The sequence below is a fragment of the Frankia sp. RB5 genome (genome assembly GCF_059816245.1).
In genome coordinates this window covers 1-26162 of the sequence record NZ_JCBATA010000045.1, presented here as the reverse complement: position 1 = coordinate 26162, position 26162 = coordinate 1, and the positions used below count along the sequence as shown (strand labels likewise).

The following is a 26162-nucleotide window of genomic DNA, read 5'->3' as shown; positions in this document are numbered from 1 at the left end:
CCCCGCGAGCGCGCGGACGGTCAGCCTAGGGCGCGGGAATGGTGGCGCCCTCGTTGCGCTGCGCGGGTGGCACGGTGGCGTCGGTCGGGTGGTCGTGCGGGTCGGCGAGGGCGCCGCGGGCGACCGTCCAGCGCAGCAGGGGTGGTGCCATGATCGATGTGGCGACCGCGACCAGCACCACCACCGTGTAGCCGGCGGAATCGATGACACCGAGGCGCAGCCCCGTGCCGGCGACGACGACCTCGACGACGCCGCGGGCGTTCATCCCGGCGCCGAGCGCCAGCGCCTCCCACCGGCCGAGGTGGCTGGCCCGCGCGCCCAGGTAGGCGCCGAGGAACTTGCCCGTCACGGCGACCGCGAGGACGACCGCGCCGGCCGCGAGGACGCTGGGCCGGCGCAGCTGGGTGAGGTCGACCCGCAAGCCCGCGGTGGCGAAGAACAACGGTGCCAGGACGCCCGTCACCACCAGCCGTACCGGTGCGACGAGGCGTGGGTCGAAGGAACGGCGCGATCCGATCACCATGCCCGCGATGAACGCGCCGAAGATCGCCTCCAGTCGCAGCGCCTGGGTCGCGGCGGCAGCCCCGAGGATCATCACGACGCAGGCCAGGCTGACCGCCGACGCCGGCGAGTCGCCCGCGGCCCGCCGCCGCCCAGCCTGGCGCAACACGACCTCGGCCACCGGCCCGCCGACGAGGCCCGCGACGACCACCGTCCCCAGGACGGACACCACGGACGTCAACACGTCACCCGTACGCACCCCGGTCGTCGCCAGCGCCGACACCACCGACAGCAGCAGCCAGCCGACCGCGTCGTCGACCGTGCCCGCGGCCAGCGTCATCTGGCCCACCCGACTGTGCAGCAGGCCCAGGTCGACGAGGATCCGCGCGATCACCGGGATGGCGCTGACGGCCATCGCGACGCCGAGGAACAGCGCGAACACCCAGTCGTCGACGTCGCCGGACAGCAGCCCCGCCGGCAGCAGCAGCCCGGTAGCCACGCCGAGGCCCAGCGGGACGATCAGCCCGCCGAGGCTGACCTGCGCCGCAGCCCGCCCTCGGCGCAGGATCGCGGGAACGTCCATCTCGGTTCCGGTCATACCGACGAACAGGATCACGCCGATCTGGCCGACGGCCTCCACCAGATGGAACTGGTTCGGGTCGGGGGGGAACAGCCAGTGCGCCGCCTCGGGTGCCAGCTGGGCGAACACCGAGGGTCCCACCAGGATCCCGGTGGCCAGCTCGCCGACGATCGCGGGCAGGCCGAGCCGCTGGGCGAGCCGCCCGAGCAGCAGCGCGCCGGCGAGAAGCGAGGTGACCGCGAGCAGGAACACGAGCATCGCGTGCGGCGCGATCGCGGGCATCGGCGTGCCCGCGGCGGCCAGTAAGCCCGCGGGTGTGCCAGCGGGGACATCACCAGGCACGTCCTGAACCTCCGTTCCCGCGCGGGCGGGACAGTCCCGGATGGCCGCGGCGCCGCGGGTGCGGCGCGGTGCCGGAAAGCATGTGCTGGAGGCACGTGGCGGCCGGGTGAGTTTCCGTAGGAAGTATGGCAGCGGGCAACAATCCTCGCGGGCGGTTGCGGGGACCGGTGGTCCGGAGTCGTCACTCCACCGGACGATCGCGGGTCGGTCACGTCGGCGTCCGTGGCCGGCCTTCGGAAACGCCCGACGTCCGCCGTAACGTGGCCGAGGGATGTCCCTGTCGCTGTTGAATGCCGGGTATGTGGAGGATGCGCCTCGTGACTGATTTCGGGCTGGTTCGTACGCCGACCTTCGCCGGGGCCGCCCTGGTGCGCGACGAGCCGCAGCGCCAGGATCCCGACCGGCAGAAGGAGGGTTGGGCGACGGCCCGCGTGATCGTCGTCGACGACGAGGGGCGTGCCCCCGTCGTCTGGCCCGACCCGCCGCCGACGGCCGAGGCGCCGGCCGGCCCCTGGCTGTGGACGCGGGTGGGCGCCGAGCTCGCCGGGGCGCCGCCCGCGGACGCGCTGCTGCTCGGCGAGGTCGACGGCATCGCCCACTGGGCGGTGCGCGGCGAGCGGGAGCGGGCCGCGGTGGGCGACGACCCGGCCGTGCGGTGGTCGAACCTGGCCGTGGTGGGCGCCGAGCTCGGCCCGCACGACAGCGCCCTGCTGGCCGCGGCCGTCGCCCTGCTCGGCTGGCATGAGCGCGCCCGCTTCTGCGCCCGGGACGGGTCCCCGACCCGTCTCATCAACGCCGGCTGGGCGAGGGTGTGCGAGGCCGAGTCGCACGAGGAGTATCCGCGCACCGATCCGGCGGTGATCGTCCTCGTGCACGACGGCGCGGACCGGATGCTGCTCGGCCGCCACCGCAACTGGCCAGCGGGCCGGTTCTCGGTGCTCGCCGGCTTCGTCGAGGCCGGCGAGTCCCTGGAGGCCTGCGTCGCCCGGGAGATCGCCGAGGAGGTCGGCATCGACGTGACCGACATCCGCTATCTCGGCAGCCAGGCCTGGCCGTTCCCGCGCTCCCTCATGATCGGTTATCACGCGGTCGCGGATCCCGAGCAGCCGCTGCGCCTGGACGAGACCGAGATCTGCGAGGCCATGTGGCTCACCCGCGACGACCTGCGGACGGCGCTGGCCCGCGGCGACTGGCGCGCCTCACCCGGTGCCGCCGGCTCGACCGGCGGCTCGTCCGCCTCGACCGTGTCGTCCGCCTCGACCGGCTCCTCCGGCTTGTCGGGTCGGGGCGAGGCGCTCGGTGAGGCCGTTCCGGTGCGGCTCCCCGGCCCGATCTCGATCGCCCGGAACATGATCGATTCCTGGGTCGCCGCCGGCTGACCTCCCCGTCGCGGCGCCGGCATCCCGTGAATCAGCCGTCCGTGTACTTCTTGGACGTCAGGGTGATCTCCCCGTCCGTACTGATCACTGTCCCCGCTGGCGGTGACTGGGCGATGACGTGCCAGTTGCGGTCCCAGATGAGCGCTCGCCCCTGGCCGGTGCCATCCCGTTCGGTGAGCCGGTAGAAGCCGGCGGCCTGCAGCGTGTCCTGGGCGGTCTGATGGTTCATGCCGACCACGTTCGGGATTGCTCGGGTGGGTGCCGGCGTCGGCGTGGCGGGCGAGGCCGGGACTACCGCGCCAGCGTCCGCCACCGGAGCGAGGGACGAGGTGCCCTCGGCGAGCGCGTTGGCGGTGGCGGCGGGGGCCGCGGTCGGCGCGGAGGTCCCGCCTCCGCCCAGCGCGGCACCGATGCCGAGCAGAAGGACCGCCACCGCGACCCCGATTCCCACCGTGGTCCTGCGGGAGAGGCCCCGCTTCTCCGGCGGCCCACCGGGGCCGGGTCTGCCGCCGGGCGCCGCCGCGACCTGGGGATCGGCGTCGTACGCGGCGGGCCCGTATCCGCGACGCTCGCCGTACTCGTGGCGATCCCATCCGCCGTCCCGGCGCCCGTGGCTGTCATATCCGTCGTCACGGCCATGACGGTCGTCATATCCGCGGCGGTCGTCATATCCGCGATGACCGTCAAACCGGCCCGGGTCCGCGCGGGGGCGACGATAGTCGCCTCCATGGTCGTAGCTCATGATCCTTTTCCCCCCTGCTGATCGGATCACGCCAGCCGAGGCAGGCTACTGTCTGCTATCTGTCAATCACATGTGGGGGACAAGGGGGTGACGGGCGGGGGTCGTGACGGAGTCGGGGTGCGTGTCGCATCGTGATCTTCGCGGATCCTCGTCGCCGAGTGATCCTGGCAGCCTTGTGGCCGTGTGTGTCGCGAACTCTGGGGCAAACCGGACACCGAACCAGGTGTTCGCGACACGGTGCCGCTGTTCCCCGCACGTGTCCCCGCACGCACGTCCCCCGTGCGAGAAGTCAGGCCGAGAGAGCTCCCCAAGACCACCCCGGCACCGCACCGAGCACCGCACCCCCGGTAACCGCACCCCCGGTACCCGCAGCGCGGCGCTGTCTCCCGCAGAGCACCCTGGGCACAGCCACCCACGCGATCTAGGGCTCGGTGGCGGCTGTCTGGGCGCGGGCGGTGGGGATGGCGGGGGGCGTGTCAAGCGGTTCGGTACGGGGGGCGAGCAGGGCGGCGGCGAGCTGGGTGGCGGCGACGCAGGCGACGGTCGCGGGCCAGCCGGCCGCGGTCCAGGCCAGGCCGATCAGCGTGCCGCCGACGCTGGAACCCAGGTAGTAGCCCAGCAGGTACAGTGCCGACGCCTCGGATCGCCCGGTGCCCGCCCGGGCGCCGACCCAGCCGCTGGCGACCGCGTGCGCCGCGAAGAAGCCGGCGGTGAACACGACCAGTCCGGCCAGGACGCAGCCGAGGTCGTCCGGCAGGGTGAGGGCGAGCCCGGCCAGCCCGGTCGCGACGGCGCCGAGCAGCACCGGCCGCCGCCCGACGCGTACGGCCAGCCGGCCGGCGGCGGTCGAGGTCACCGTCCCGGCCAGGTAGGCGCAGAAGACGAGGCCCACGGCGGTGCTCGACAGCCGGAACGGCGCGCCGGTGAGCCGGTAGGTCAGGTAGTTGTAGGTGGCGACGAATCCGCCCATCTCGACCATGCCGACCCCGCACAGGCGCAGTATCCCTGGGTCGCGCAGATGCCGGCGGATCACCTGACCGCGGCCTCGGCGCCCGCTGGCGCTGGCGCCGGCGCGGCCGCGCGGCATGACCACGGCGAACACCGCGGTACACCCGGCGCCGACGGCGGCGATGGTCGCGATGGACACCCGCCAGCCGCCATGGGCGTCCAGCCCGGCGGGAACGAGCCGGCCGAGCAGCCCGCCCAGGGACGTCGCCGAGACGTACATGCCGATCGCCGGCGCCGCGGCGTCCGGGCGGACCTGCTCGCCGATGTGCCCCATCGCCACCGCGACGACCGACGACAGCGACACCCCCGCCAGCGCCCGTGCCAGCAGGAACAACGGCAGGTTCGGCGCGGCGGCGCCGAGGCCCACGCAGACGCAGCCCACCACCAGCCCGGCGATCATCACCGGGACCCGGCCGAGCCGTTCGGCCAGCGTCGACGTCGGCAGCACCGAGATCGCCAGCGCGCCGGTCGTCACCGAGACGGTCAGGCTCGCGAGCGTCGCGTCGACGCCGAACGTGGCCGCGATCTGCGGCAGCGACGCCTGCGTCGAGTACAGCATCGCGAACGCCGCGAGCCCCGCCGCGACCATCGCCACCTGCAGCCGGCGCAGCGCCGCAGACCCGGGCGACAGCAGGGCGGGCGCAGTGGAGGTGTCGACGACGGTCACGTCCATCGACGCTAGGTCGCCCCCGACGGCTGCGGCCACGAGAAGAGGCGAAGTAGACGTGTTGCCGGTAGGTATCTCGACCACGGCCGAGAGCGGGACCGGACCGGCGTCCGATCGGCTAGGCCGAGAGCGGGACCGGACGGCGTCCGATCGGCTAGGTTGATCCCGTGTTGTCACGTTCCGCAGCAGGGCGGCTGCGCAGGATGCGGTTTCGTGGGGTGGGTCGACGTGTCTGACGCGCTGCTGCGGCTGGACGCGCCCAGGCCGGTGTTCGTCAACCGGTTCCAGGAGCGTGCCGCCTTCCTCGAGCTCGTCGACTGGTCCCGCGACGAGCGTGGTCCGCTCCTGATCGTGGTGAGCGGCCCTCAGGGGGTCGGCAAGTCGCAGGCGGTCCTGCGATGGGTCCCCGACATCGGCGACCGGTTCGACGGCGGCCAGTTTCGCCTCGACCTCGCCGACCTGGCGCAGCGCGACGCCGTCGACGTCACCGAGCTGCTGGAACGGATCATCGCGGCGCTCGGCGGCGACCCGTATGCCGCTGGCGGGTCCGACGAACGGGAACGACGCGACCCCGGTGGGGCCGGTCATCGGCCGGCGGGCCGGCGCGACCGACTCGCGGGCATGCTCGCCCGGCGGATCGCCGGGCGGCGGCTGGTGATCGTGCTCGATGGCGTGCTCTCGGCCGCGCAGGCGTTGAGCGTTCGGGACGCGCTGCCGCTGCTCGCGGGCTGCGTCGTGATCGTGGTCAGTGCCCGGCGGTTCCCCGCCCTGGTCCGGGCTGGTGGGCGGGAGATCGTCCTCGGGCCGCTCAGTGACGTGCACAGCGCCGAGTTGATCGGCGAGTACGCCGGCCCGGACTGGCTGCGGCGCGAGCCCGAGGCCGCCGCCGAGGTCATCCGGTACTGCGGTGGCCTGCCGCTGCTGCTGGAACTGGTCGGCGTGGACCGGCAGATGCACCAGACGCGCCGCGTGTCGACCATCGCCGACCAGACACGTGACATCGATCGGCGACTCGACTACTTCGTGGGGGACAGCGGGGAGCGTGTGATCGAGGTCACCTTGGAGGGCGCGTACTGGCGGCTTCCGGAGGGCGTTCGCACCGTCTACCGGATGCTGGGCGTGCACCCGGGGACCTCCTGCGACGCGGGGGTGCTGGCCGCGGGCCTTCGACGGCCGCTCGCCGGTGTCCGCACCGTGCTCGACTCCGAACTCGTGCTCGCGCACCTGATTGGGGCGGACGAGGACGTCGAGGGTCGCTACCAGGTGTCCGACCTGGTCCAGTCGCACGCGCGGCGCCGCGCGGAGCTGGAGGACGAGCCTGCGGACCGCGACAGCGCGCTGGGTCGGATGGTCGGCGTCTACCTGCGGCACGCGATGCTCGCCGATCGGGCGGTGATCGGGTCGCGGATGCGGCTCGTGGAGTATCCGCCGCCGGCGGAACCCTGGTGGGACGAGACCGTCGCCCCGCCGGCACCGTCGTTCGGCTCGGCGGCCGAGGCACTGCGGTGGTTCGAGGCGAACTGGGCTGCCCTGCTGGGTGCCGTGCGGGCGGCCGCGCGGCGTCGCTGGGACCTGGTCGTGGTGCTCCTGGCCGACGCGATGTGGGCGTACTTCCTCAACCGCAAGCGCTACGGCGACTGGGCCGAGGTGTGCGAGCTGGCGGTGGAGGCCGCGGTCCGTCTCGGTGACGCCGCGGCCGAGGCGCGGATGCGCAGCCTGCTGGGTCGGGCGTTCTACGAGCAGGGCCGCTACGAGCAGGCGCACGCGCAGTTCGACGCGGCGCTGCCGTGCAGCCGCGGCGCCGCCGATCGCCGGATGGAGGCGTCGGTCCTCGAGTTCAGCGGGCGGGCGTACCTCGAACAGGGCGTGTACTCCTCGGCGATCGCGCTGTTCGAGCGGGCTCGCGAGATCAACCTGGAGATCGGCAACGCCCGCGGCGTCGCGCTGCAGTCCCATCACCTGGGTCGGGCGCTGCGTGCCGCGGGACGAGCCGAGGAGGCGGCGCGGGTCCTGCGGGACGCGCTCGACGGGTTCACCGCCATCGGCGATGAGCACAATCGAGGTCGGGTGCTGCTCAGCTTCGGCGAGGCGCTGCTGGACCTGCGCGAGGACGGGCCAGCCGACGGGGTGCTGCGCGAGGCGGAGGTCATCATGCGCCGCCGCGCGATCCCGTTCCAGGTCGCGCTCGTCCTGCGGGCTCGGGCCGTGGTCGCGTCCCGGGCCGGCGACGCGCACCGCTGGGAATCCTGCCTGCGTGAGGCGTTCGAGACCTTCGCCGCGGTGGGCAGCCCGCTCGCCGATCGGGTGCGACGGCAGCTGGACGACGGCTTCACCGGCGGCGACAGCCCCGCCCCGTCCTGACCCCGCCCGAACAGAGCCGGTGCGACCTAGGCGGTCCTGGTCCCGGCCTTGGCATCGTTGGATGGGGTGGCGTCGTCGGATGGGGCGGCGCCGCGGATGCGCAGGAGTCGGCTGCCCAGGCGGATCTCCACCCCGGCGTCGACCAGCCCGGCGAGGGGGCGACCGTCGGCGATCCACGCGTACGCCGCCGAGGCCAGCACCGATGCCGCGGGCGTCGGCGGGAGGTGGCGGAACTCGAGGACGGGGCCGCCGCGTGGGCGCAGCGCGAGGCGGCCCGGGATGGTCACGTCGGCGGCGAGGCGGCAGCCCGGATGGTCCGTGAGGACGTCGGCCGTCCACTCGGCGGCGGGGTAGCCGGGCGTCGCGACGCCGCGCAGCAGGACGTCGGCGCTTTCGAGCAGACGCGGATCCGTGTCGGCGATGTCCACGGCGAGATGCCGGTCGGTGCCGGGCGGATCGACGTACCACGGCACGTCGGCGACCGCCGGCCGGCGATGGACCGCCACCGCCGCTGACGCCGCGGCTGGCTCTGCGGCTGGCCCCATGGCTGGCTCCGCGGCGGGCGACAGGACCGTGGTCGTCACCCAGACGGCGGTGGGCGGCGCACCGTCGGCCGTCGGGGGATCCAGCGCGCGGGCCCGGGCAGGTGTGGCCGGCTCCGGGAGGTCAAGCAGGCCGTACAGCAGGCGGCGCAGTGTCGCCAGGGACTCGCCGGGCAGCGCGAAGGTGCCCGCGGCGAGCTCGGCGTAGCGACCGGAGGTGTGGCCGCTGATCGCGTCGTCGACCTGCCGTCGCAGCGGGAAGGCCGGGCGCAGGGTGGGCGCGAGCGCCAGCAGCCGCGCCGTCGAGCCGGCCGGATCCAGCTCGGCGGGATCGCCGGCGGCGAGCAGGACCGGCCGGTCGATCGCCGCCGCGTACACGCCGACCGACCCGTGATCGCCGATGGCGAGGTCGGCGGCGACGAGCGCGGCCCGCCAGCCCTCCCGCGGCGGCAGGACCGCCAGCCCCGCCCGGGCGGCCTCGGCCAGCCAGCCGCGAACCTCCAGCGCACCGTGCCAGTCCCAGACGTTGGGATGGATCGCCGCGACCACTCGGTACTCGTCCACCGGCAGCTCGGCGAGCAGTCGCGCCGGCAGCTCCGCCGCCCGGGCGAGCAGCGAGCCGCGTCCCCAGGTCGACGTCAGGACGACGAGCTTCTGGCCAGGATCGACGCCGAGCGCGCCGCGGAACTCGCGGCGGCGGTGCCGACTGGCCAGGATGCGGTCGAAGCAGGGATCGCCGCCGACGACGGCGGCCGGAAGTGCCTCGGGGCAGCTGCGGCTCAGCCGGGCGAACTGCTCGGCGTGGGAGAGCACGACGGCGCGCGGTACCAGTCGTCCCTCATGCAGGAGCTGATCAGGAGCGAACCCGTAAACCTGTTTCCTGTTTCCTGTTTCCTGTTTCCTGTTTCCTGTTTGAATTTATTGTATCCCGCGCCATGGGGAATAACCATCAGTGGTGCGCGGATCTTATGTAGCGGGCCGCTGCGCCCGGCGGCGACAGCCAGGTCGAACCGGTGCGTGACGGCGTGTTCCCAGGGAATCACCCGCGCGCCGAGGTCGGCGAGGAACTCGTCCGCGCCGGTCGAGAACGGCGAACCGTCGATCACGGTGAACAGCAGCCGCACCCGGCCGTCGCCGAGAAAGGCCGGCAGGACGTCCATCAGACGCGTCAGCGCGGTGACCGTATGGACGACTATCAGCGCTGTGCGTGAAGCTGCGCGGGTCGATCGGGATTCCGCCTCCGGTCCAAGGAGTGCCCGCAGCCACCGCTGACCGATGCCGGAGCCCCTCCCCGCCGCGCCTGCGCCGTCCCCGTCGCGCCGCGCCGCCGCCATTCCGCCGATCACCAAATCTATCGCCGCAAGGGCGGCGTGCGCGCTGAAAAGCACCGAAATCCGACGCGCGCGGGTCCGCCGGCAGCAGGGCGTGTGCGCCGGACAGTGCCCGTCCGACAGTGCCCGTCCGACAGTGCCCGTCGGACAGCGGCCGCCGCGGTCGGCGGGCCTGGTTGCGACGGGCAGCCGTTGACCCGTCGCCGACGGACGGGAAAGCATGCGGGTGGAAACATCCGAGCAGGTCAGACACCGTGGGTAGCTCACGGTGGAGGGAGCGGGGCGCGATGACGGACGACTTAGCCGGCGTGGTGGGGTCAGCCCGGGCGGCTGCCGGTCCGCTGGACACGGACGACCTCCCCGAGCTGGACCTGTTCGGGGACGAGTACGCGGCCGATCCGGCGGGGACGGTGCGGCGCCTGCGCGCCAGGGGCGGTCTCGCCCGCAGCGTGCGCGGCATCGAGGTGCTGACCTACGAGCGGGCGAAGCAGCTGCTGGCGGCGCCGCGCACCCGGTCGTCGATGCGCGACTACTACCTCAGCGAGGGTGCGACCCCGCTGGTCGTCGACTACATCGACAACGGGCTGCTCGCCTGGATCGAGGGCGACCGGCACCGGCGGATCCGGTCGGTGATGGAACGGGCGTTCAGCCTGCGGTCGGTCGACCAGCAGCGGGCGATGATGCGCGAGGTCGCCGAGCGGGCCGCCGACCGGCTGCTGGCCGCGGAGACCGCGGACCTCGTCGCCGACTTCTCCTACTGGTATCCGATCGAGGTACTCGCCCGCCTCGTCGGCGTTCCGGTGGACGACATTCCGCGCTTCGTGCATTCCAGCGCCGAGATGAACGCGCTGGCGGCGGTGCCCCTGGCGCCCGAGCTGCCGCGGCTCGAACAGGCGATCCGGGATCTGGGCGGCTACGTCAACGATCTGGTCGAGCAGCGGTCGAAGGACCCCGGGAATGATCTCGTCAGCGCGCTGATCGAGGCACAGGAAAGCCTGGACCGCCTGTCTCGCGAGGAACTCGTCGCCAACATCATCAACGTCATCATGGGCGGCCACGACACCACCAAGCTCCAGCTGGCGAGCTGCGTGCACCAGCTTGCCGCCCGCCCCGGCGGCTGGGCGCGGCTGCGCGATGACGGCGCCTTCGCCCGCCGCGCGGTCACGGAGTCGCTGCGCTACGCGCCGGCGGTGCCGTGGGAGCTGCGGGTGCCCGAGGTGGACCTTGAGGCCGATGGTCTGGCGATTCCCGCCGGCACTCCGATGGTGGTGAACGCGTACGCCGCCAACCGCGATCCGGCGGCCTTCGACCGGCCCGACGACTTCGATCCCGACCGCGACGATCGCCAGGCGCACCTCGCCTTCGGCCGCGGCCGGCACGTCTGCATCGGCAACAGCCTCGCCCGCACGGAGATGGAGGAGGCCCTCGGCGTGCTCGCCGCCCGCGTGGACGACGTCGAGATCGCCGGCGAGATCACCTGGAGCGGCCCCGCCGATGCCCTCGCCGGCCCGACGTCCCTCCCCGTGCGCCTTCGCGCCCGCTGAGAACCGATCACCCGCCCTGACGCGGCGCGGGACCCCGGCGGCCCTCGCGCCGCCGGGGGCGGTCGGCTGACCTGTTGACGCCATCGGCCCGCTATGTGCATTGTTGTCCAGCGCGTGGTGGCGACAAATGGCCGCATATTCGCCGTGCTATCGGCAGGTGATCGTGGGACGTCCCCGGTGTCACCCGAGAGCGAAGGTCGGCCGCCTACGGAAGAGCCATGCGTTCCGGGCCAGGCCCGAGCGGGCCGGCATCGTGTAAACGGGAGGCTTTGATGAACGTTCCGGCCGCACTCCCAACCAGAAACCCGCACAGCCGGTCCGACGCGCGGAGGCGACCCGGGTTATCGGCGGGGTTTCGGCTCTCGCCCGCCCCACCCGAAAGTGCTATCCGAAGGATCCCGTCGACCGAGCGCTACTGATCATGGCGGGGGGTGCGGACCAGGCGCCGACGACACCGGTCCAGCACGATCCCCAGGCCATCGGCCACGCCCTGCGGGGCTGGCTGGCGGCCCGGTGGCCGCACGCGCGGGACCTGCGGATCACCGACGTCTGCCTGCCGCAGGGCGCGGGCGGCTCCAACGAGACGTTCCTGTGCACCGCGACCTGGCGGGACGACCGGAGGGCCGTCCACAGCGAAGGGCTGGTGGTGCGGCTCGCGCCGACGGGCTTCCAGATCTTTCTGGAGGCGGACATCGGCAGGCAGTACGCGGTGCTCGACCATCTCGCCGAGCACGGCGACGTCCCCGTCCCCTCGCTGCACGGCCTCGAACCTGACGCGGCGACGCTCGGCGCCCCGTTCTGGGTGATGAGCCGCGTCGACGGTGTCGTGCCGAGCGACTTCCCGCCCTACAACCAGGCCGGATTCCTCGTCGAGGCGACACCGGCCGAGCGGGAGCGGCTGTGGCTCTCGGCGATGGAGGCCTTCACCGCCATCCACCGCGTCGAGATCGGCGCCGACACGGCCGCCTTTCGCCTTCTCGACCGACCCGAACGTGGCACCACCGGCATCGACCAGGAACTGGAGTACTGGCGGCTGTCGATGGAACGGGCCGTCGCCGACGTGCCCGACCCGACCGTGACGGCGCTGTGGGAGTGGCTGCTCACGCATCGCCCCGCGGCCCGGCCCACCGGCCTGTCCTGGGGCGACGCCCGAATGGGCAACATGATCTTCGATGGGTTCCGCTGCGTCGCGGTACTGGACTGGGAGATGGTCTCCCTCGCCGGCGGCCTCGCCGATCTCGGCTGGTGGCTGTGCCTCGACCTGTCCCACAGCGAGGACCTCGGCGTTCCCCGGCTGGACGGGCTCGGTAGCCGCGCCGCCACGATCGCGTTCTGGGAGGAGCGCACCGGCCAGCACACGGCCGATCTGGAGTGGCACGAGGCGTTCGCCGGACTCCGCCTCGCCGTGATCCTGCTGCGGGCGGTGGCCATCCGTCGCTCACTGGGCGCGCCGCTGCCCGGCCCCGGCGAGTTCGGCAACCTCGAGACCCTCACCGCCCGCCTCGCCCGCACCTTCGACCTGCACGTCCCCTCCGCATAGCGCCGGGGCGCACCGGGCGTTCCCGGCAGCCCCGCAGCCAAGGTCACCCAGCGTCGCGAGACCGAGGAGCCACCATGCTGTCTCCGTACGACGACCTTCCGCTCCACCAGACGATCGAACCGATTCGACGGGTCGGGACCAGCGACCGCAACTTCTACGACCGCTACTACTTCAACCTGCACTCCTGCTCGGACGAGGTCGTCCTCGCCGCCGGGATGGGCTTCTACCCGAACGTCGGCGTCGTCGACGGCTTCCTCGCCGTGCTCGTCGACGGCGTGCACCGGGTCGTGCGCGCGTCGCGTGTCCTCGGCGCCGACCGAGCCGACACGTCGGTGGGGCCGCTGCGGATCGAGGTGGTCGAGGGGCTGCGCCGACTGCGGCTGACCTGCGAACCGAACGAGTGGGGGATCGACTGCGACCTGGTCTGGACCGGCGCGATTCCCGCGCATCACGAGCCGCGCCACACGCTCTACCGCAACGAGCGGGTGGTCATGGACATGTGCCGGTTCTGCCAGACCGGCACCTGGTCGGGCCATCTCACCGTCGACGGCGCCACGATCACCGTGACGCCCGGCCGGTACTGGGGAGTCCGGGACCGTTCGTGGGGGGTGCGTCCCGTCGGCGCCCCGGAGCCGCCGGGCATCGACGGCGCCGCCCCGCCGCCCGGGCACTTCTGGAACTGGGCGCCGATCCAGTTCGCCGACGCGACCGTGCTCTACGCCGTCCAGGAGGACCAGCACGGCGCGCGCTCGTTCGAGGAGGCCCTGCGCATCGACCACGGTCTGGGTACATCCGGTGGCGCCGAGACCTCGGCAGTCCGGCACCTGGGCGTCCCGCGGCACGACTGGACGTTCACACCGGGCACCCGGCAGCTCTCCGGCGGCCGCCTGACGTTCACCCGCCCGGACGCCGAGCCGACGACGATCGAGGTCGAACCGCTGGTGCCGATGGTGCTCAGTCTCGGCACCGGCTACGGCGGCGAGGCCGTCCCGCAGAGCGGCGCCGCCGACGTGCGGCCCTGGCGGCACGGCATGTACCAGGGGCCGCTCGCCGTCGAGGGCCTGTCCTGGAAGATGTCGGAGATCCCGCCCGCGGCGCTGCTGTCGTCGACCTACGACCACGTCTCCCGGTTCACCACCGACACCGGCGAGGTCGGCTACGGCATCGTCAACTACGTGATCGCCGGCCCCAACGACCGCTACGGCTTCACCGGCTTCACCGACCCTGCCTGACCACCTGGTATCGGCTCTACCGGCTGATCTCTTTGAGTCAGATTCCCATTGTCGTCGGACAACCCTCCGAAAGATTTGATGGATCAGGCGAACATTTTTTGGAGTAGTAGCTGAAGTGTGATCATGATGGCCGGTATAAGTATTGTCGAGACCGCCTGAAGAACGATGCGAACGCGAGGGGCCGGATGCTCGGCGAGTATATGGCTGCGCAGGGATAGTGCCGTTTCCAGGCCCTGATGGACACGACCGGCTTCCGGAGCTGAAAGTCGGTCGATGTCCAGCGTCTTCTCTACGAGTCGCTCGATGGTTGGCGTGATTTCGTCCGCAGCGCGGCTCTGCATAGCGCGCGACATGCGGCTCAACCAGGCTGTTGTGAGGCTGAAGATTGCCAGACCGCCGACCGCTGTGATGGCGATGAAAGCGCCGGAGATGTAGTGTGCGGGCGGGTTGAGTCTCGGCCAAACCACGACAAGTGCAGGAACAGTGACGTTACTGCATCGGAGAAGATCCGCGGCCACGGCATGCCCGAGGCGATCGAGGCGAACCTCGCCGGCGGGAGCCGGGTCGCGCCGAGGGTGGCGGTCCTCAAGCCGGTCTCGGCCGCGATCAGCATCGGCACCGGCGGGCCGTTCGGCGCCGAAGGGCCCATCATCATGACCGGCGGCGCGGTCGGATCGATCGTCGCCCAGACGTTGCGGCTGACCGCCGACGAACGCAAGACGCTGCTGGTCGCGGGGGCGGCCGGGGGCATGGTCGCGACGTTCAACGCGCCGCTCGCCTCGATCCTGCTCGCCGTCGAACTGCTGCTGTTCGAGTGGCGTCCTCGCAGCCTCATCCCGGTCGCCACCGCGGTGGTCACGGCCCGGCATCCTGATCGTGAAAACGCTGTCCGGCCGCTGTCGCTGGGTTCCGGCACGTCCGGTCGTCGATGCTCTGGGCGTCCGGGCAATGGTGCAGGGCGATAGGAGGTTAGGGTAATCGTGCAGTTACGGTGATTCGGGCGGCTTGGGCTCTCCGGGAGGCGCAGTGGCGACGGATGGGATATGGCCAAGTGGTCGACTGACGTGGAGCCAGCCGGCTTCCGATGCCGGTCCGGTCGACCTTCACATCGATCAGCCGCATTCGGCCCGCATCTACGACTACCTGCTCGGCGGCAAGGACCACTTCCCCGCCGACCGGGAGGCCGCCGAGAAGGCGCTGGCTGGTTTCCCGCACGCCCGGACCACCGCCCGACAGAACCGGGCGTTCATGATCCGTGCCGCCCGGCACGTGGCCGAGGCCGGAGTTCGGCAGTTTCTCGACATCGGCACCGGTATTCCGACCTCGCCGAACCTGCATGAGATCGTCCAGGGGATCGCGCCCGACGCGCAGATCGTGTACACCGACAATGATCCGATCGTGCTCACTCATGCCCGCGCGCTGTTGACCGGCAGCCCAGCCGGCCGCGCGGTCTACCTTGACGCCGACCTGCATGACGTCGAAGCGATCCTCGACTCCGCCGTTCTGCGCGACACCATCGACTTCTCGCGTCCCGTCGGCCTGTTCGTCGTCGCCGTCCTGCACTTCTTTCCCGACGGCGATGATCCGTACGGCATCCTTCGCCGGCTGGTCGAGTCCCTGCCCGCCGGCAGCTATCTCGCGCTCACCCATGGCACATCCGATTTCGATCCGGCCGTGGATGCGCAGGGGGAACAGGCCTACCGGAACCGAGGCATTCCCCTGCGGCTTCGGCGCCGGGCCGAGATCGAGCGGTTCTTCGACGGCCTCGACCTGCTGGATCCAGGCGTGCGGCCCGTGCATCGGTGGCGTCCCGACGACAGCGTCCCGGCGGGCCTGAAGGACGCCGAGGTCGGCATCTACGGCGCGGTCGCGCGACGCCCCTGATCGCCCGGAACGCGGCCGCTGAGGGATCCAGGGCGAGAGCCGCGGGTGTCGTTGCTCGGGGTCGGTGCTTGTGATGGTGAGAGCCCCGGGGCGGTGCGCATGGTGCACGATCGGGATGTGAAGGGGCGGTGGTTCGGGTGGCTGCGCACGGCGATCGACGTCGTCCTGCCGGCGGCCATGGCACTGTTCCTGCTGGCCGCGCTGTCGGACCCGTCGGTGACCACCTCCCGGTCGCTGGTGCTCTGGCTTGGCGTGCCGGCCGCGGTGATCCAGGGCGTGGCGCTGTACTGGCGGCGGGCCCGGCCGGTGCCGGTGGTGGCGATCACCCTGGCCGGCGGCCTGGCGCTGCACGTCGTCGCACCGGATCTCGTCATCCCGTTCGCCGGCCTGGTCGCGGTCTGCTCGCTGGCCGCCGCGCGGCCGCCGACCATCTCGGTGCCGGCGTTGCTGGCCCTCGTCGGGCTCGCCGCGGCCAACTTCCGCACGGCGCCCGCCGGCGACGCCTACTTCACGATGGCGATGGCGGTCGTCGCCTGGGCGCTTGGGGAGATCATGCGCAACCGTCGGGTGGCGATCGAGGAGGAGAGCCGCCGGGCGGTGATGGAGGAACGGGCCCGGATCGCCCGCGAGCTGCACGATGTGATCGCGCACAGCGTGTCCGTCATCGTCGTGCAGGCCGCCGCCGGTGACGACGTCTTCGAGTCGCGGCCCGACCAGGCCCGGCAGGCCCTGCGCTCGATCGAGGCGGCCGGACGGGACGCGCTCGCGGAACTGCGCCGTCTTCTCGGCGCGGTCCGCCCGGACGATGGTCAGCCCACCCGTGCTCTCGGGCCCGGCGCCGTCGGATCCGGCACTGACGAGGCCAACCGGCCGCAACCGGGCCTGGCCCGGATCGACGAGCTTGCCGGGCCATTGCGGGCCGCCGGTCTGGACGTGTGCATCAGCCGCGTCGGCCGGGTACGCCCGCTCGCGGCCGGGGTGGACGTGTCCGCCTACCGCATCGTGCAGGAGGCGCTCACCAACACGGTCCGCCATGCCCGCGCGACCCGGGTCGGGGTGACCATCACCTACTCGGCCGACGCGGTCGGGATCGACATCGTCGACGACGGCCAGGGGACCGGACCGGGGGGACCCGCCTCTGTGCTGACCGACGCGGCGCCCGGCGAGGGACACGGCATCCTCGGAATGCGGGAACGGGCGAACCTGCTTGGCGGTCAGCTGTGGGCCGGGCCGATCCGGGCGGGCGGATTTCAGGTGCGCGCGGACCTCCCCGCTCCTCCCCGCATGACCACGGGCGCCGGGCGATGACCGGCATCCCCGAGGACGAGGCGGTGCCCGCGGTGCTGCGAGTTCTCGTCGCCGATGACCAGGTGCTGGTCCGCGGCGGCTTCCGGATGATCCTCGATTCCCGGCCGGGTATCGAGGTGGTGGGCGAGGCGGGTGACGGCGCCGAGGCCGTCGACCTCGTCGCTCGCCTGGCGCCCGACGTCGTGCTGATGGACGTGCGGATGCCGACGGTCGACGGCATCGAGGCGACGCACGCCATCGTCGCCTCCGGCAGCGCCGCCCGGGTGATCATCCTTACCACCTACGACCTGGACGAGTACGTCTTCGCCGCGCTGCGCGCCGGGGCCAGCGGATTCATGCTCAAGGACGTGCGGCCGGCCGAGCTCGTCGACGCGGTCCGGGTCGTGGCCCGCGGCGACGCACTGCTTGCCCCCACGGTGACCCGTCGGCTGCTCGACCGCTTCGTCGACGTACTCGGCGGCGAAGCGCGGCCGACCGGCTCCCGGACCAGCATCGCGACCGCACCCGGGACCGGCGGTGGGCCGTTGGGGGGATGGGTGGGCCTGCGGGGACACCGCTCGGCCCTCGAGACGCTCACCGACCGGGAGGCCGAGGTACTGCGGCTCGTCGCCCTCGCGCTCTCCAACGCGGAGATCGCCGCCGAGCTCGTGCTGACCGAGGCGACCATCAAGACGCATGTCTCCTCCGTTCTGCGCAAGCTCGGCCTGCGGGACAGGGTGCAGGCCGTCGTGTTCGCCTACGACGTGGGACTGGTGCGGCCCAGAACGACCTGACGGCAGTCAGTTTCTCGCCCGCGAGTCGCAGGCGCCTCCGCCTTCAGACGGAGACGATGTCCCGTCTCGGGGCTGATGGCGAGCGGCCGATGTGGATCTACCGTTCTCGGCATGAACGAGACCAGCGGTACGCGGACATGGCTCGCCGGGACGCGGCGGTGGGCGAGACGCGCGCGGGTCACGCGAGCGATCGCCGTGCTGATCGTGCTCGCGGTGGGAACGCTGGTTCCCCTGGCTGGCCTCGGGCTGCCGCGGGTGGGCCTGCCGGCACCGTCGTCGATCGATGGCGTGCACGTCAGCCCACGCACCTGGATCGACCTGCCCGGCTGGGCTGATGGCGTCCTCGCGGTGGTGCGGCCGATCAAGAACGCCCTTGTCGCGCTGCTGGTCCTGGCCGGCGCGTACGGCGAGTTCCGACGGCGGCGGCGGGGGACGAACCAGAACGCCCCCGGCGAGGGCCGCTCCTCCCCGCGCAGCACGGCCACCGACCGCAGTCCTGTGAAAGACGACGGTCCGAGCGGGGGAAAGACCGAGGAAGGCGATCCACGGTGATCGAGGTCCGCAACCTGTCCAAGCGGTATGGAGACCGGCTCGCCGTCGACGACCTGACCTTCGACCTCGCCCCCGGCGAGGTGACGGGCTTCCTGGGACCGAACGGTTCAGGAAAGTCGACGACGCTGGCGATGATCGTGGGCCTGGTACGCCCGACCGCCGGCGCGGCGCGCGTCCACGGCCGGTCCTACCGGGACATCCCGGCCCCCGTGCACGAGGTCGGCGTGCTGCTCGATGCCAGAGCCGCGCCCGGCGCGCTGCGGGCCCGCCGATACCTGGCCTGCCTGGCCCGCGCTGGCGGGGTGGCGACCCACCGGGTGGAGGAGGTGATCGACATGGTGGGGCTCGGGGCCGTGGCGGACCGTCGGATCGGTGGCTTCTCGCTGGGGATGGCGCAGCGCCTCGGCATCGCGGCCGCCCTGCTCGGTGATCCGGGCACCCTGCTGCTCGACGAGCCCGTCAACGGCCTGGACCCGGAGGGCATCAGCTGGGTGCGCACGTTGCTGCGCCGGCTTGCCGGCGAGGGGCGCACGATCGTGGTGTCCAGCCACCTGATGAGCGAGATGGAGGACACCGCCGACCGGGTGGTGGTCGTCGGCCGCGGTCGCCTGCTGGCGAACGCGAGCGTCGCCGAGTTCACCGGATCAGGCCTTGGCGGCCGCGTGCGGGTGATCTCCCCCCGTGCCGAGGAGCTCGCCGCGCTGCTGCGCGACGCGGGCGCCGCCGTCCACCGCGATGGCAGCGGAGCGGTGCTGGTCACCGGGCTGAGCGCGGCGGGTGTCGGCGACCTGGCCGCTGCTCGGAGCATCGCGGTGCACGAACTCGTCCAGCGTCGGGCGTCGCTCGAGGAGGCCTACCTGGCGGCTACCCGCGACGCCGTCGAGCACCGCGCGGCAACCGGCCCCGGTGCCGTCGGCCCGGCCGCCGTCCCATCCGCCGGCAGCCCTGCTGCTGTCGGTATCCCCGACCGTGGTGAGGAGCGGTGAGCATGAACGCCGACGCGACGACGAGGCAGCCCGGCAGGACAGACCGGACCTCCACGCAGGACACGGCATCTGCCGTGCCGCGTCCCGCGATCGGGTCCCGCGGCGGGAGTCGGCCTCCGCTGACGGCCACGCTCGCCGCCGAATGGATGCGGCTGCGCTCCATCCGGTCCACCTGGGTGCTGGTGGCGGTCGGCACGGTGCTCGGCATCGCGGTCGCCGCGCTGCTGGCGGTGGCGGTCGGCGCGACCTGGGACGGCTGGTCCGCCGCGGACCGGGCGGAGTTCGATCCGGTGGTGGCACCGCTTGTCGGCACCGTCTTCACCGGAGTGCTGGTGGTGGTGCTCGGTGTGAAGGTCGGCGCGTCCGAGTACCACGGGGGTCTGGCGCGCGTCACCTTCGCGGTCACCCCGCGCCGAGGTCGGGTGCTGGCCGCCAAATGCCTGCTGGTCACGCTGATGAGCTGGGCGGTGATGGGCGTGGCCACGGTCGGGATCGCCGTTGCCGCACGGTTGGTGTTCGGCGCGTACGGCGTGCCGATGCCCGGGTTCGGTGAGGCGGGCGCCCTGCGGGCCGTCGCCACCAGCGTCGCGACGTCGCCACTGTTCCCACTGCTCGGCCTCGCCCTGGCGATGATGTTCCGCAGCGCGGCCGGCGCGATCTCGGCGGTGTTGGGACTGCTGTTCGCGCCCGCGGTGCTCGGCGGACTGCTGCCGGTCTGGTGGCAGCGCAACGTGCTCGCCTACCTGCCCACCGCCGCGAGTGACAGCATCTGCTTCTCCCACCTCGAGCCCTCGCCGCAGTACCTCCCCATCGGCGCCGCCATCCTCGTCGTCGCCGGCTGGCTCGCCCTGTCCATCGGCGCCGCGCAGTACTCCCTGACGACCCGCGATGCCTGAGGCGAACTCGCGGGGCGTCGCCGGAAGCACTCTCACCGGGTGCCCTTCTCCATCGCTCACGGAGGGTTCAGACGCGCGTCCCTGCCCAGCACGTGTCCGGTGATCGCGAGGCAGCCCGCTCACCGATGTGCACAGCCCGGCGGCCACCGACGCATCTCCTGGCAGGCGCGCCGGACCGGCGTGGAGGATGGTGTCGATGCAAGGGTGGGAATCCGGACGTGGAGAGGGTGGTCGGTGATGGCACGGACGATCGCGACGAACGACCGGGTTGATCTCGCCGGACTGGTGGAGTTCGCCCGGCAACGGCACCGGATGCTGCTCATCACCCGCCGCGCTGACGGGTCGGTGCAGGCATCTCCGGTCACCGGCGGGGTGGACGACGCCGGTCGCGTCGTGATCTCGACCTATCCGGAGCGGGCCAAGACCCGCAACCTGCGGGAGCGGCCCGAAGCCAGCGTGGTGATCCTCTCCGACGAGTGGAACGGGCCGTGGGTCCAGATCGACGGCCGCTGCGAGGTCCTCGACGTTCCCGAAGCCGTCGACGGGCTCGTCGACTACTTCCGCACCATCGCCGGCGAGCACCCCGACTGGGACGAGTACCGCCAGGCGATGTTCGACCAGGGCAAGTCCCTGCTCCGCGTCACCCCCGTGCGCTGGGGTCCGATCGCCACCGGTGGCTTCCCCGCCCGACTCGCCTGACCTGGGCTCGCGTCGGCTGGCCTGCTGGCTGGAGGGTTCCGGACGCCTGTCTCCTGGCAATCTTGCCTGTTACGGTGACCCGATGGAGCTCCGTGGGCCGGTGGAGGAGACGATCGGGAATCCCGCCGGAGGCGGTGCGCGCGGTCGGGCCGCGGATCCCGGGCTCGTCGAGCGGCGGGCGATGATCGAGCAGGCGCTGGGCGCGCAGCCGCTGGCGCCGGGTGTCACGGTCGAGCGGATCGGGCCCGGGGGCGTCCCGGTCGCCCGGGTGTCTCCGCTGAACGCCCGGGCGGACAGCGCGCTGCTCTGGTTTCACGGTGGGGGATTCCGGCTGGGATCGGCGGCCGGCTGGCTGCCGTTCGCCAGCCGGCTCGTCGCCGCGGTGGGTCGCGAATGCTTTCTGGTCGACTATCCGCTCGCTCCCGAGAGCCCCTTTCCGGCCGCGCTCGACGCGGGCGAGGTGGTCTACCGGTGGCTGGCCGGGCAGGGTGTCCGGATCGTGCTCGCCGGTGATTCCGCGGGGGGCGGGATCGCGGCCGCCCTGGCGCTGACGGTCGCGGCGAAGGAGCACGGCGGCGCGCACGTCGGCTCCGTGTTCTTCTCGCCGTGGCTTGATCTGCGGGTCCGCAATGCCAGTTACGAGGCCAACGCCGACCACGATCAGCAGTTCTCCCGGGCCGCGGCCGAGGAGGCCGCCGGCCTGTACGCCGTGGGCGTTCCCGTCGCCGATCCCCGGGTCTCCCCGGTGCTGGGCTCCTGGTCGGGCCAGCCGCCCGTCCTGCTCGAGACCAGCACCACCGAGGTGCTGCGCGACGACGCCCGAGAGCTGGCCGGATGCCTGATCGAGGCCGGCGTACAGATGTGGTTCCGCGAAGTGCCGAACCAGGCCCACGACTGGCACATCCTGTATCCACAGGTGCCGGCGGGTCTCGACTCCTTCCGGCTTACCGCTGCCTTTCTTGATTCGCTGGCAGGTTGACCAGCCCGACCCGCCGGTCAATCGGGTAAACGGCGGTCATGCGTCTGGCGCCGCGCCTTAGCGCAGCCTCCGGCGCAGCACGATTGATTGTGCCCCGTCAACCTGCGGAAGAATTTCTTCTGACCGGTTCGGCGCGTTTCCGCGCCCGGCCGGACCTCGTTTCCGGTGATCCTCCGCGCGGACAGTGTCGGGACGATCGCGCATCAACGGCTTGACACGGTGTGTCGCCTGCCACATCCTCCGTTCAGCATGTTGGGCACATAGTTCGACTATTCGAACTACGGAGTGGAGGGGCCGCGATGCCCGGAGCGTTAGGCGCGCAACGCACGGCGGTGGTGGTCGGGACGGGGCCGGACATCGGCCGGGCCTGCGCCGTAGCCGTGGCGGCCGACGGCGCGCATGTCGTCTGCTTCGACCGGGACGAGTCGGCGGCGGAGGCCTCCGCCGAGGCGGTGGCGGCGGCGGGGGGCACGGCCACCAGCGCCGTCGTCGACGTGACGGACCGCGCGGCGGTCCGGGAGGCGTTGACCAAGGTCGCGTCGGAGCATGGGCACGTCGACGTGCTGGTCAACGTGGTGGGCGGCTCGGACTGGTCGCTCGCGGCCGAGACATCGGACGAGGAGTGGGACCGTTCCTTCGTGCTGAACCTGCGCCAGCAGTGGGTCGTCGCCCAGGAGGCGCTCAAGGTCATGACGGCCGAGCGGGGCGCGATCGTCGCGATCGCCTCCGTCAGTGGGCTGACGGCGTCAACCCGTCACGGCGCCTACGGAGCCGCGAAGGCAGGTCTGATCAGCCTCGTCCGCACCCTTGCGATCGAGAACGCGGGCCGGGGCATCCGGGTCAACGCGGTCGCGCCGGGCACCATCGCGACCGCGGCCCGCGAGGGTGACGATCATCTGGCGGCCAGAATTCCCCTCGGCCGCAGGGGCCGATCGGCGGACATCGCGGCGGCGGCGGCGTTCCTGGCCTCGGACAAGGCCGACTACATCACGGGCCAGGTGCTTGTGGTCGACGGTGGCGTCGGTGTCAGGCACTCATTGATCGATCTGTGACGGGCGTGCGGTCAGAGATATCCACGGACCCACTCGGGGCACCCACAGAAAGGCGAATCAGATGAAGATCAGAGGCTTCGCCCGACCCGAAGCCGGCCGGCCGTCCATCGTCATCATCGGCGCGGGCTTCTCCGGAATCGGCGCCGCGATACAGCTCAAGGAAGCCGGCTTCGACCGGTTAGCAGTCCTGGAGCGGGCCGCCGGCCCCGGCGGCACCTGGTGGCACAACAGTTATCCCGGCGCCGAGGTCGACACGCCCTCGATGGTCTACTCCTTCTCCTACATGCCCTGGAACTGGACCCGGACGCACGTCCGGCAACGTGAACTCCAGGAGTACATGGAGGCGGTGATCGACCGTTACGGGCTCGGGCCCTCCATCCGCTTCAACACCACTGTCGAGCGGGTGGTCTGGAACGAGGCCCGACAGATCTACCACGTGTTCGGTCCAGCCGGGGAAATCACGCGGGCAAACTACGTGATCAGCGCCGTCGGACTGCTGAGCGACCCGAAGATTCCCCAGTGGCCCGGTATCGGGGACTTCGAAGGCCCGATCTTCCATTCCTCCCGATGGGACCACTCGGCGAAGCTCGCCGGGAAGCGGGTCGCGGTCGTCGGCTCCGGCTCCACCGCGACGCAGGTGGTTCCCGCGCTCGCGGAGATCGCCGCTCAGGTGACCATGTTCCAGCGCGAGCCCGGCTGGATCGTGCCGAAGCTGTCGCGGGAGTTCACGCCAGCCGAGCGGCGGGCGATGGATTCGCGGGTAGCGCAGCGCGTGATTCGGACCAAGATCCTTCTCCAGCGGGAACGGGCCCAGCTCGGCGGCGCGATCTGGCGGGAGGGAACGCCGCAGCACACCGCCGCGGAGAAGGCCGCCCGTGCCTTCATCAACCGCACGCTCGAGGGCCGGCCGGATCTGATCGAGGCGGTCACCCCGACATACCTGTACTCGGGCAAGCGGCCGGTCATCTCGGACGAATTCTATCCGTCGCTGCTGAGGGAGAACGTCACGCTGGTGCCCCGAGCCGTGAAGGGGGTGACCCGGACCGGGCTGGTCGACGTGACGGGCGACGTCCACGACTTCGACGCGATAGTGCTCGCCACCGGCTACAAGGCGGACTTCATCTCGACCTACGAGGTGGTCGGCCGCGGCGGCAGGACCATCCACGAGCTCTGGTCCGGCGACGAGACCGGATTCCTCGGGATGATGGCAAAGGACCTCCCGAACTTCTTCATCATGTACGGGCCGAACACCAATGGCGGGACGATCGTCTCCAACCTCGAGTTGCAGGCCAAGTACATCCTGGCCGCCATTCGACATGCGTGGCGGCGCGGCGCGTCGGCCATCGAGATCAAGCCGTGGGCGATGGACATCTACGACCACAAGCTCCAGGAGCGCCTGGCGGGAACCGCCTTCCACTACGAGAACAACTACTACCGCAGCGGCTCCGGTCGCATCGCGACGCAGTGGCCCGACGGCGTGATCCTCTACGGAATCCTCACGAAGCTGCTCCGGGCGCCGTTCTGGAAGCTCACCTACAAGGTTGGCGAGACCGTCGGCGGACTTCCCCAACAGGCGCCCCCGCCGGCGTTCGCCGAAAGAATGGAGCAGCTCGTATGAGGAAGGCATTTCTGACGATGGCACTCGTGGCGGCCGGCGTGCGGCTCACGGGCCTGGCGCCGCGGATCCTGCACGCGTACCAGTCGACCAGGACCCTGCACCGGACACCGATCAGCACCGTGCTCAGCCCGAAGAGCGGAAAGGATGACGCGTGACTTTAGGCCGGACCGAGTGCGATGTCTAACCCGACTCGGCGGGTCGTCGCGCTCCTGGACTTCCTCGGCAGGCACCCCGGGCGGACCTACTCGCTCTCGGAACTCGCGCGCGAACTGGAGATCAGCAAGTCCACGCTCCACGCGCTCGTCGAGACTCTTGTCGAAGCCGGCTATCTCATCCGGCACGAGGATACGAAGGCGATCGAACTCGGCCCGGTGCTCGCGGGCATCGGTCATTCGGCTCTCGGCCGCAGAGGTCACCTGATCGACTCGCTTCGCCCGGCGATGGAGACGATCGCCAGGACACTCGACTCCCACTGCCTCGTCAGCGCCGACATCGGTGACTGGATTGTCCCCCTTGCCGCAGCGGGTGAACCCAGCCGGGTGACGACGCTGTTCCGCGTGGGTGGCAGAAGCAATCCCTTCGCGCCGCCCATGGGAATCCTCTTCCTTCCCGGGCGAACGATGTCCGAGATCCACGACTGGCTCGGTCGCGCCCGCCCGGCACTGGGTGCGGTTGAGCAGGAACTCAACCTGAGTGCCATCGACGTGCTGCGCACGAACGGCTTCGCGGCGGCCGCGCGGCTCGATGCGAAGGCACGCCTGGAGCGCGCTCTCGACGAGCTCCACCTGGGTAAGCGGCCCGAACACTCCGAGTCGGTGACCGCGCTGTTGAGCGAGATGCGGCGTGCCCCGTACGTGCTGCTCGACTTCGATGACCCGAATGCGCGCGAGATCGACTGGATCGGAGTGCCTCTGCTGGACGGCAGGAGCCGCGTGACATTGGCCCTGGTGGTGCTCAACCTGCCTTCGCCAATGTCCGGTCCCGATGTCCTGAAGGTCGCTCGGTACCTGCGCGCCTCCCTCGCCGTCCATCCGGAGGTGCGCCTGTTTGACGGGACTGGCACCGCGACTGATCCGAACACTGAAAGTTACGATGGTCCGTACTCTTCGTAAAATCCGGACAAAACGACCGACTCTGTTGCGGCGACCGATCCTCTCCGTAGCAAACTGGTCACCTTGAAGGATTAGCAGGAAAAGGTTGATTGGCTAACTCGCAACCCGCTAGCGTGTGGCTGACATCACAGTGATCATTGAACGTGGCGCCGGGCGTGCGCTCATGGAAGGAGCAGTTTGATGAGGGGGCCAAGAGGGTTGGGGCGGGCGCACGGGGTTGTCGCGCTCTTGTTAGGCGGGGCGCTGGCGCTGAGCGGTTGCGGATCCAGCTCCGGTTCGGGCTCGGGTTCGGGTAGCGGCGGTGGTGGCAAGACCTTCAACCTGGTCGCGGTGCTGCCGACGAGCGGTGCGCTGGCGACGTACGGATCACAGTCAAAGGGTTCGCTCGACGCGGGTATAAGCCTTGTCAACAAGGCCGGTGGTATCGACGGCAGGCAGGTCAAGCTGACCGTCATCGACGATGGTGGTGACGGGGCGCAGGCGGTGGCCAAGCTCCAGGCGTACCTCTCCGACCACTCGAAGCCAGACGCCGTG

General features: G+C 71.5%; 25 protein-coding genes. 19 read left to right on the top strand and 6 right to left on the bottom strand.

Features of this window, described 5'->3' with window-relative positions:
* Positions 1-25: 25 nt before the first annotated feature.
* Positions 26-1423 carry a cation:proton antiporter gene (locus AC6EXY_RS22195; RefSeq protein WP_243407474.1) on the bottom strand — a complete coding sequence of 466 codons (1398 nt, stop codon included), beginning with the start codon at positions 1421-1423 and terminating at the stop codon, positions 26-28.
* Between the two features lie 317 nt (positions 1424-1740).
* Between AC6EXY_RS22195 and nudC the strand changes: the two genes are divergently transcribed.
* Complete coding sequence (nudC, locus tag AC6EXY_RS22190) at positions 1741-2802, top strand: NAD(+) diphosphatase (protein ID WP_499817973.1); 1062 nt, start codon at positions 1741-1743, stop codon at positions 2800-2802.
* Positions 2803-2833: 31 nt separating this feature from the next.
* On the opposite strand, the gene AC6EXY_RS22185 is transcribed toward nudC, so the two are convergent.
* A complete protein-coding gene (locus tag AC6EXY_RS22185) occupies positions 2834-3544 on the bottom strand; it encodes a PASTA domain-containing protein (RefSeq protein WP_101831735.1) in 711 nt (236 codons plus the stop codon).
* Between the two features lie 421 nt (positions 3545-3965).
* Positions 3966-5225, bottom strand: a complete 1260-nt coding sequence (locus tag AC6EXY_RS22180; protein ID WP_499817972.1) for an MFS transporter — start codon at positions 5223-5225, stop codon at positions 3966-3968.
* 222 nt (positions 5226-5447) lie between these two features.
* Here AC6EXY_RS22180 and AC6EXY_RS22175 point away from each other — a divergent pair, with 222 nt between their 5' ends.
* Complete coding sequence (locus AC6EXY_RS22175; RefSeq protein WP_165818195.1) at positions 5448-7580, top strand: tetratricopeptide repeat protein; 2133 nt, start codon at positions 5448-5450, stop codon at positions 7578-7580.
* A 26-nt stretch (positions 7581-7606) separates the two neighbouring features.
* Here the strand turns inward: AC6EXY_RS22175 and AC6EXY_RS22170 are convergent, their stop codons facing one another.
* Positions 7607-8935 (bottom strand): hypothetical protein, encoded by a 1329-nt coding sequence (locus AC6EXY_RS22170; protein ID WP_499817971.1) that lies wholly within the window; start codon positions 8933-8935, stop codon positions 7607-7609.
* Positions 8902-9510: a hypothetical protein gene (locus AC6EXY_RS22165; protein WP_499817970.1), complete on the bottom strand. Its 609-nt coding sequence runs from the start codon at positions 9508-9510 to the stop codon at positions 8902-8904. The genes AC6EXY_RS22170 and AC6EXY_RS22165 overlap by 34 nt, the downstream gene beginning before the upstream one ends.
* A gap of 230 nt (positions 9511-9740) precedes the next feature.
* Between AC6EXY_RS22165 and AC6EXY_RS22160 the strand changes: the two genes are divergently transcribed.
* From AC6EXY_RS22160 to AC6EXY_RS22150, 3 genes are all read left to right on the top strand, one after another.
* A complete protein-coding gene (locus AC6EXY_RS22160) occupies positions 9741-10997 on the top strand; it encodes a cytochrome P450 (protein ID WP_101829910.1) in 1257 nt (418 codons plus the stop codon).
* A 421-nt stretch (positions 10998-11418) separates the two neighbouring features.
* Positions 11419-12537, top strand: a complete 1119-nt coding sequence (locus AC6EXY_RS22155) for a phosphotransferase family protein (protein WP_101829909.1) — start codon at positions 11419-11421, stop codon at positions 12535-12537.
* A gap of 74 nt (positions 12538-12611) precedes the next feature.
* The gene (locus tag AC6EXY_RS22150; protein WP_101829908.1) at positions 12612-13769 is read left to right on the top strand and encodes an Rv3169 family protein; all 1158 of its coding nucleotides are present in this window, start codon (positions 12612-12614) and stop codon (positions 13767-13769) included.
* Positions 13770-13852: 83 nt separating this feature from the next.
* On the opposite strand, the gene AC6EXY_RS22145 is transcribed toward AC6EXY_RS22150, so the two are convergent.
* Positions 13853-14287, bottom strand: a complete 435-nt coding sequence (locus AC6EXY_RS22145) for a hypothetical protein (RefSeq protein WP_165818193.1) — start codon at positions 14285-14287, stop codon at positions 13853-13855.
* Positions 14288-14290: 3 nt separating this feature from the next.
* Between AC6EXY_RS22145 and AC6EXY_RS22140 the strand changes: the two genes are divergently transcribed.
* From AC6EXY_RS22140 to AC6EXY_RS22075, 14 genes are all read left to right on the top strand, one after another.
* Positions 14291-14734 carry a chloride channel protein gene (locus tag AC6EXY_RS22140; protein WP_499817969.1) on the top strand — a complete coding sequence of 148 codons (444 nt, stop codon included), beginning with the start codon at positions 14291-14293 and terminating at the stop codon, positions 14732-14734.
* A gap of 61 nt (positions 14735-14795) precedes the next feature.
* Positions 14796-15653 (top strand): SAM-dependent methyltransferase, encoded by an 858-nt coding sequence (locus AC6EXY_RS22135; protein ID WP_423748027.1) that lies wholly within the window; start codon positions 14796-14798, stop codon positions 15651-15653.
* A 99-nt stretch (positions 15654-15752) separates the two neighbouring features.
* On the top strand, positions 15753-16961 hold the full coding sequence (locus AC6EXY_RS22130; protein WP_101829907.1) for a sensor histidine kinase: 1209 nt from the start codon (positions 15753-15755) through the stop codon (positions 16959-16961).
* Complete coding sequence (locus AC6EXY_RS22125) at positions 16958-17734, top strand: response regulator (protein WP_101829906.1); 777 nt, start codon at positions 16958-16960, stop codon at positions 17732-17734. The genes AC6EXY_RS22130 and AC6EXY_RS22125 overlap by 4 nt, the downstream gene beginning before the upstream one ends.
* A gap of 111 nt (positions 17735-17845) precedes the next feature.
* On the top strand, positions 17846-18286 hold the full coding sequence (locus AC6EXY_RS22120) for a hypothetical protein (protein WP_101829905.1): 441 nt from the start codon (positions 17846-17848) through the stop codon (positions 18284-18286).
* Positions 18283-19272 (top strand): ABC transporter ATP-binding protein, encoded by a 990-nt coding sequence (locus tag AC6EXY_RS22115; RefSeq protein ID WP_101829904.1) that lies wholly within the window; start codon positions 18283-18285, stop codon positions 19270-19272. Before AC6EXY_RS22120 ends, AC6EXY_RS22115 begins: the two co-directional genes overlap by 4 nt.
* Positions 19273-19274: 2 nt before the next feature.
* On the top strand, positions 19275-20168 hold the full coding sequence (locus tag AC6EXY_RS22110; protein ID WP_101829903.1) for an ABC-2 transporter permease: 894 nt from the start codon (positions 19275-19277) through the stop codon (positions 20166-20168).
* Between the two features lie 237 nt (positions 20169-20405).
* On the top strand, positions 20406-20867 hold the full coding sequence (locus AC6EXY_RS22105) for a PPOX class F420-dependent oxidoreductase (protein ID WP_101829902.1): 462 nt from the start codon (positions 20406-20408) through the stop codon (positions 20865-20867).
* A gap of 82 nt (positions 20868-20949) precedes the next feature.
* Positions 20950-21846 carry an alpha/beta hydrolase fold domain-containing protein gene (locus tag AC6EXY_RS22100; RefSeq protein ID WP_133150543.1) on the top strand — a complete coding sequence of 299 codons (897 nt, stop codon included), beginning with the start codon at positions 20950-20952 and terminating at the stop codon, positions 21844-21846.
* 299 nt (positions 21847-22145) lie between these two features.
* Entirely contained in the window at positions 22146-22898 is a 753-nt protein-coding gene (locus AC6EXY_RS22095) for an SDR family NAD(P)-dependent oxidoreductase (RefSeq protein WP_101829900.1), read from the top strand.
* Positions 22899-22959: 61 nt separating this feature from the next.
* The gene (locus AC6EXY_RS22090; protein ID WP_101829899.1) at positions 22960-24516 is read left to right on the top strand and encodes a flavin-containing monooxygenase; all 1557 of its coding nucleotides are present in this window, start codon (positions 22960-22962) and stop codon (positions 24514-24516) included.
* Positions 24513-24671: a hypothetical protein gene (locus AC6EXY_RS22085; protein ID WP_165818194.1), complete on the top strand. Its 159-nt coding sequence runs from the start codon at positions 24513-24515 to the stop codon at positions 24669-24671. Before AC6EXY_RS22090 ends, AC6EXY_RS22085 begins: the two co-directional genes overlap by 4 nt.
* 21 nt (positions 24672-24692) lie before the next feature.
* Positions 24693-25628, top strand: coding sequence for a helix-turn-helix domain-containing protein (locus AC6EXY_RS22080; RefSeq protein WP_101829898.1), 936 nt, complete (start codon positions 24693-24695; stop codon positions 25626-25628).
* A gap of 180 nt (positions 25629-25808) precedes the next feature.
* On the top strand, positions 25809-26162 hold a 354-nt coding region (locus AC6EXY_RS22075), incomplete at its 3' end, for an ABC transporter substrate-binding protein (RefSeq protein WP_499817967.1).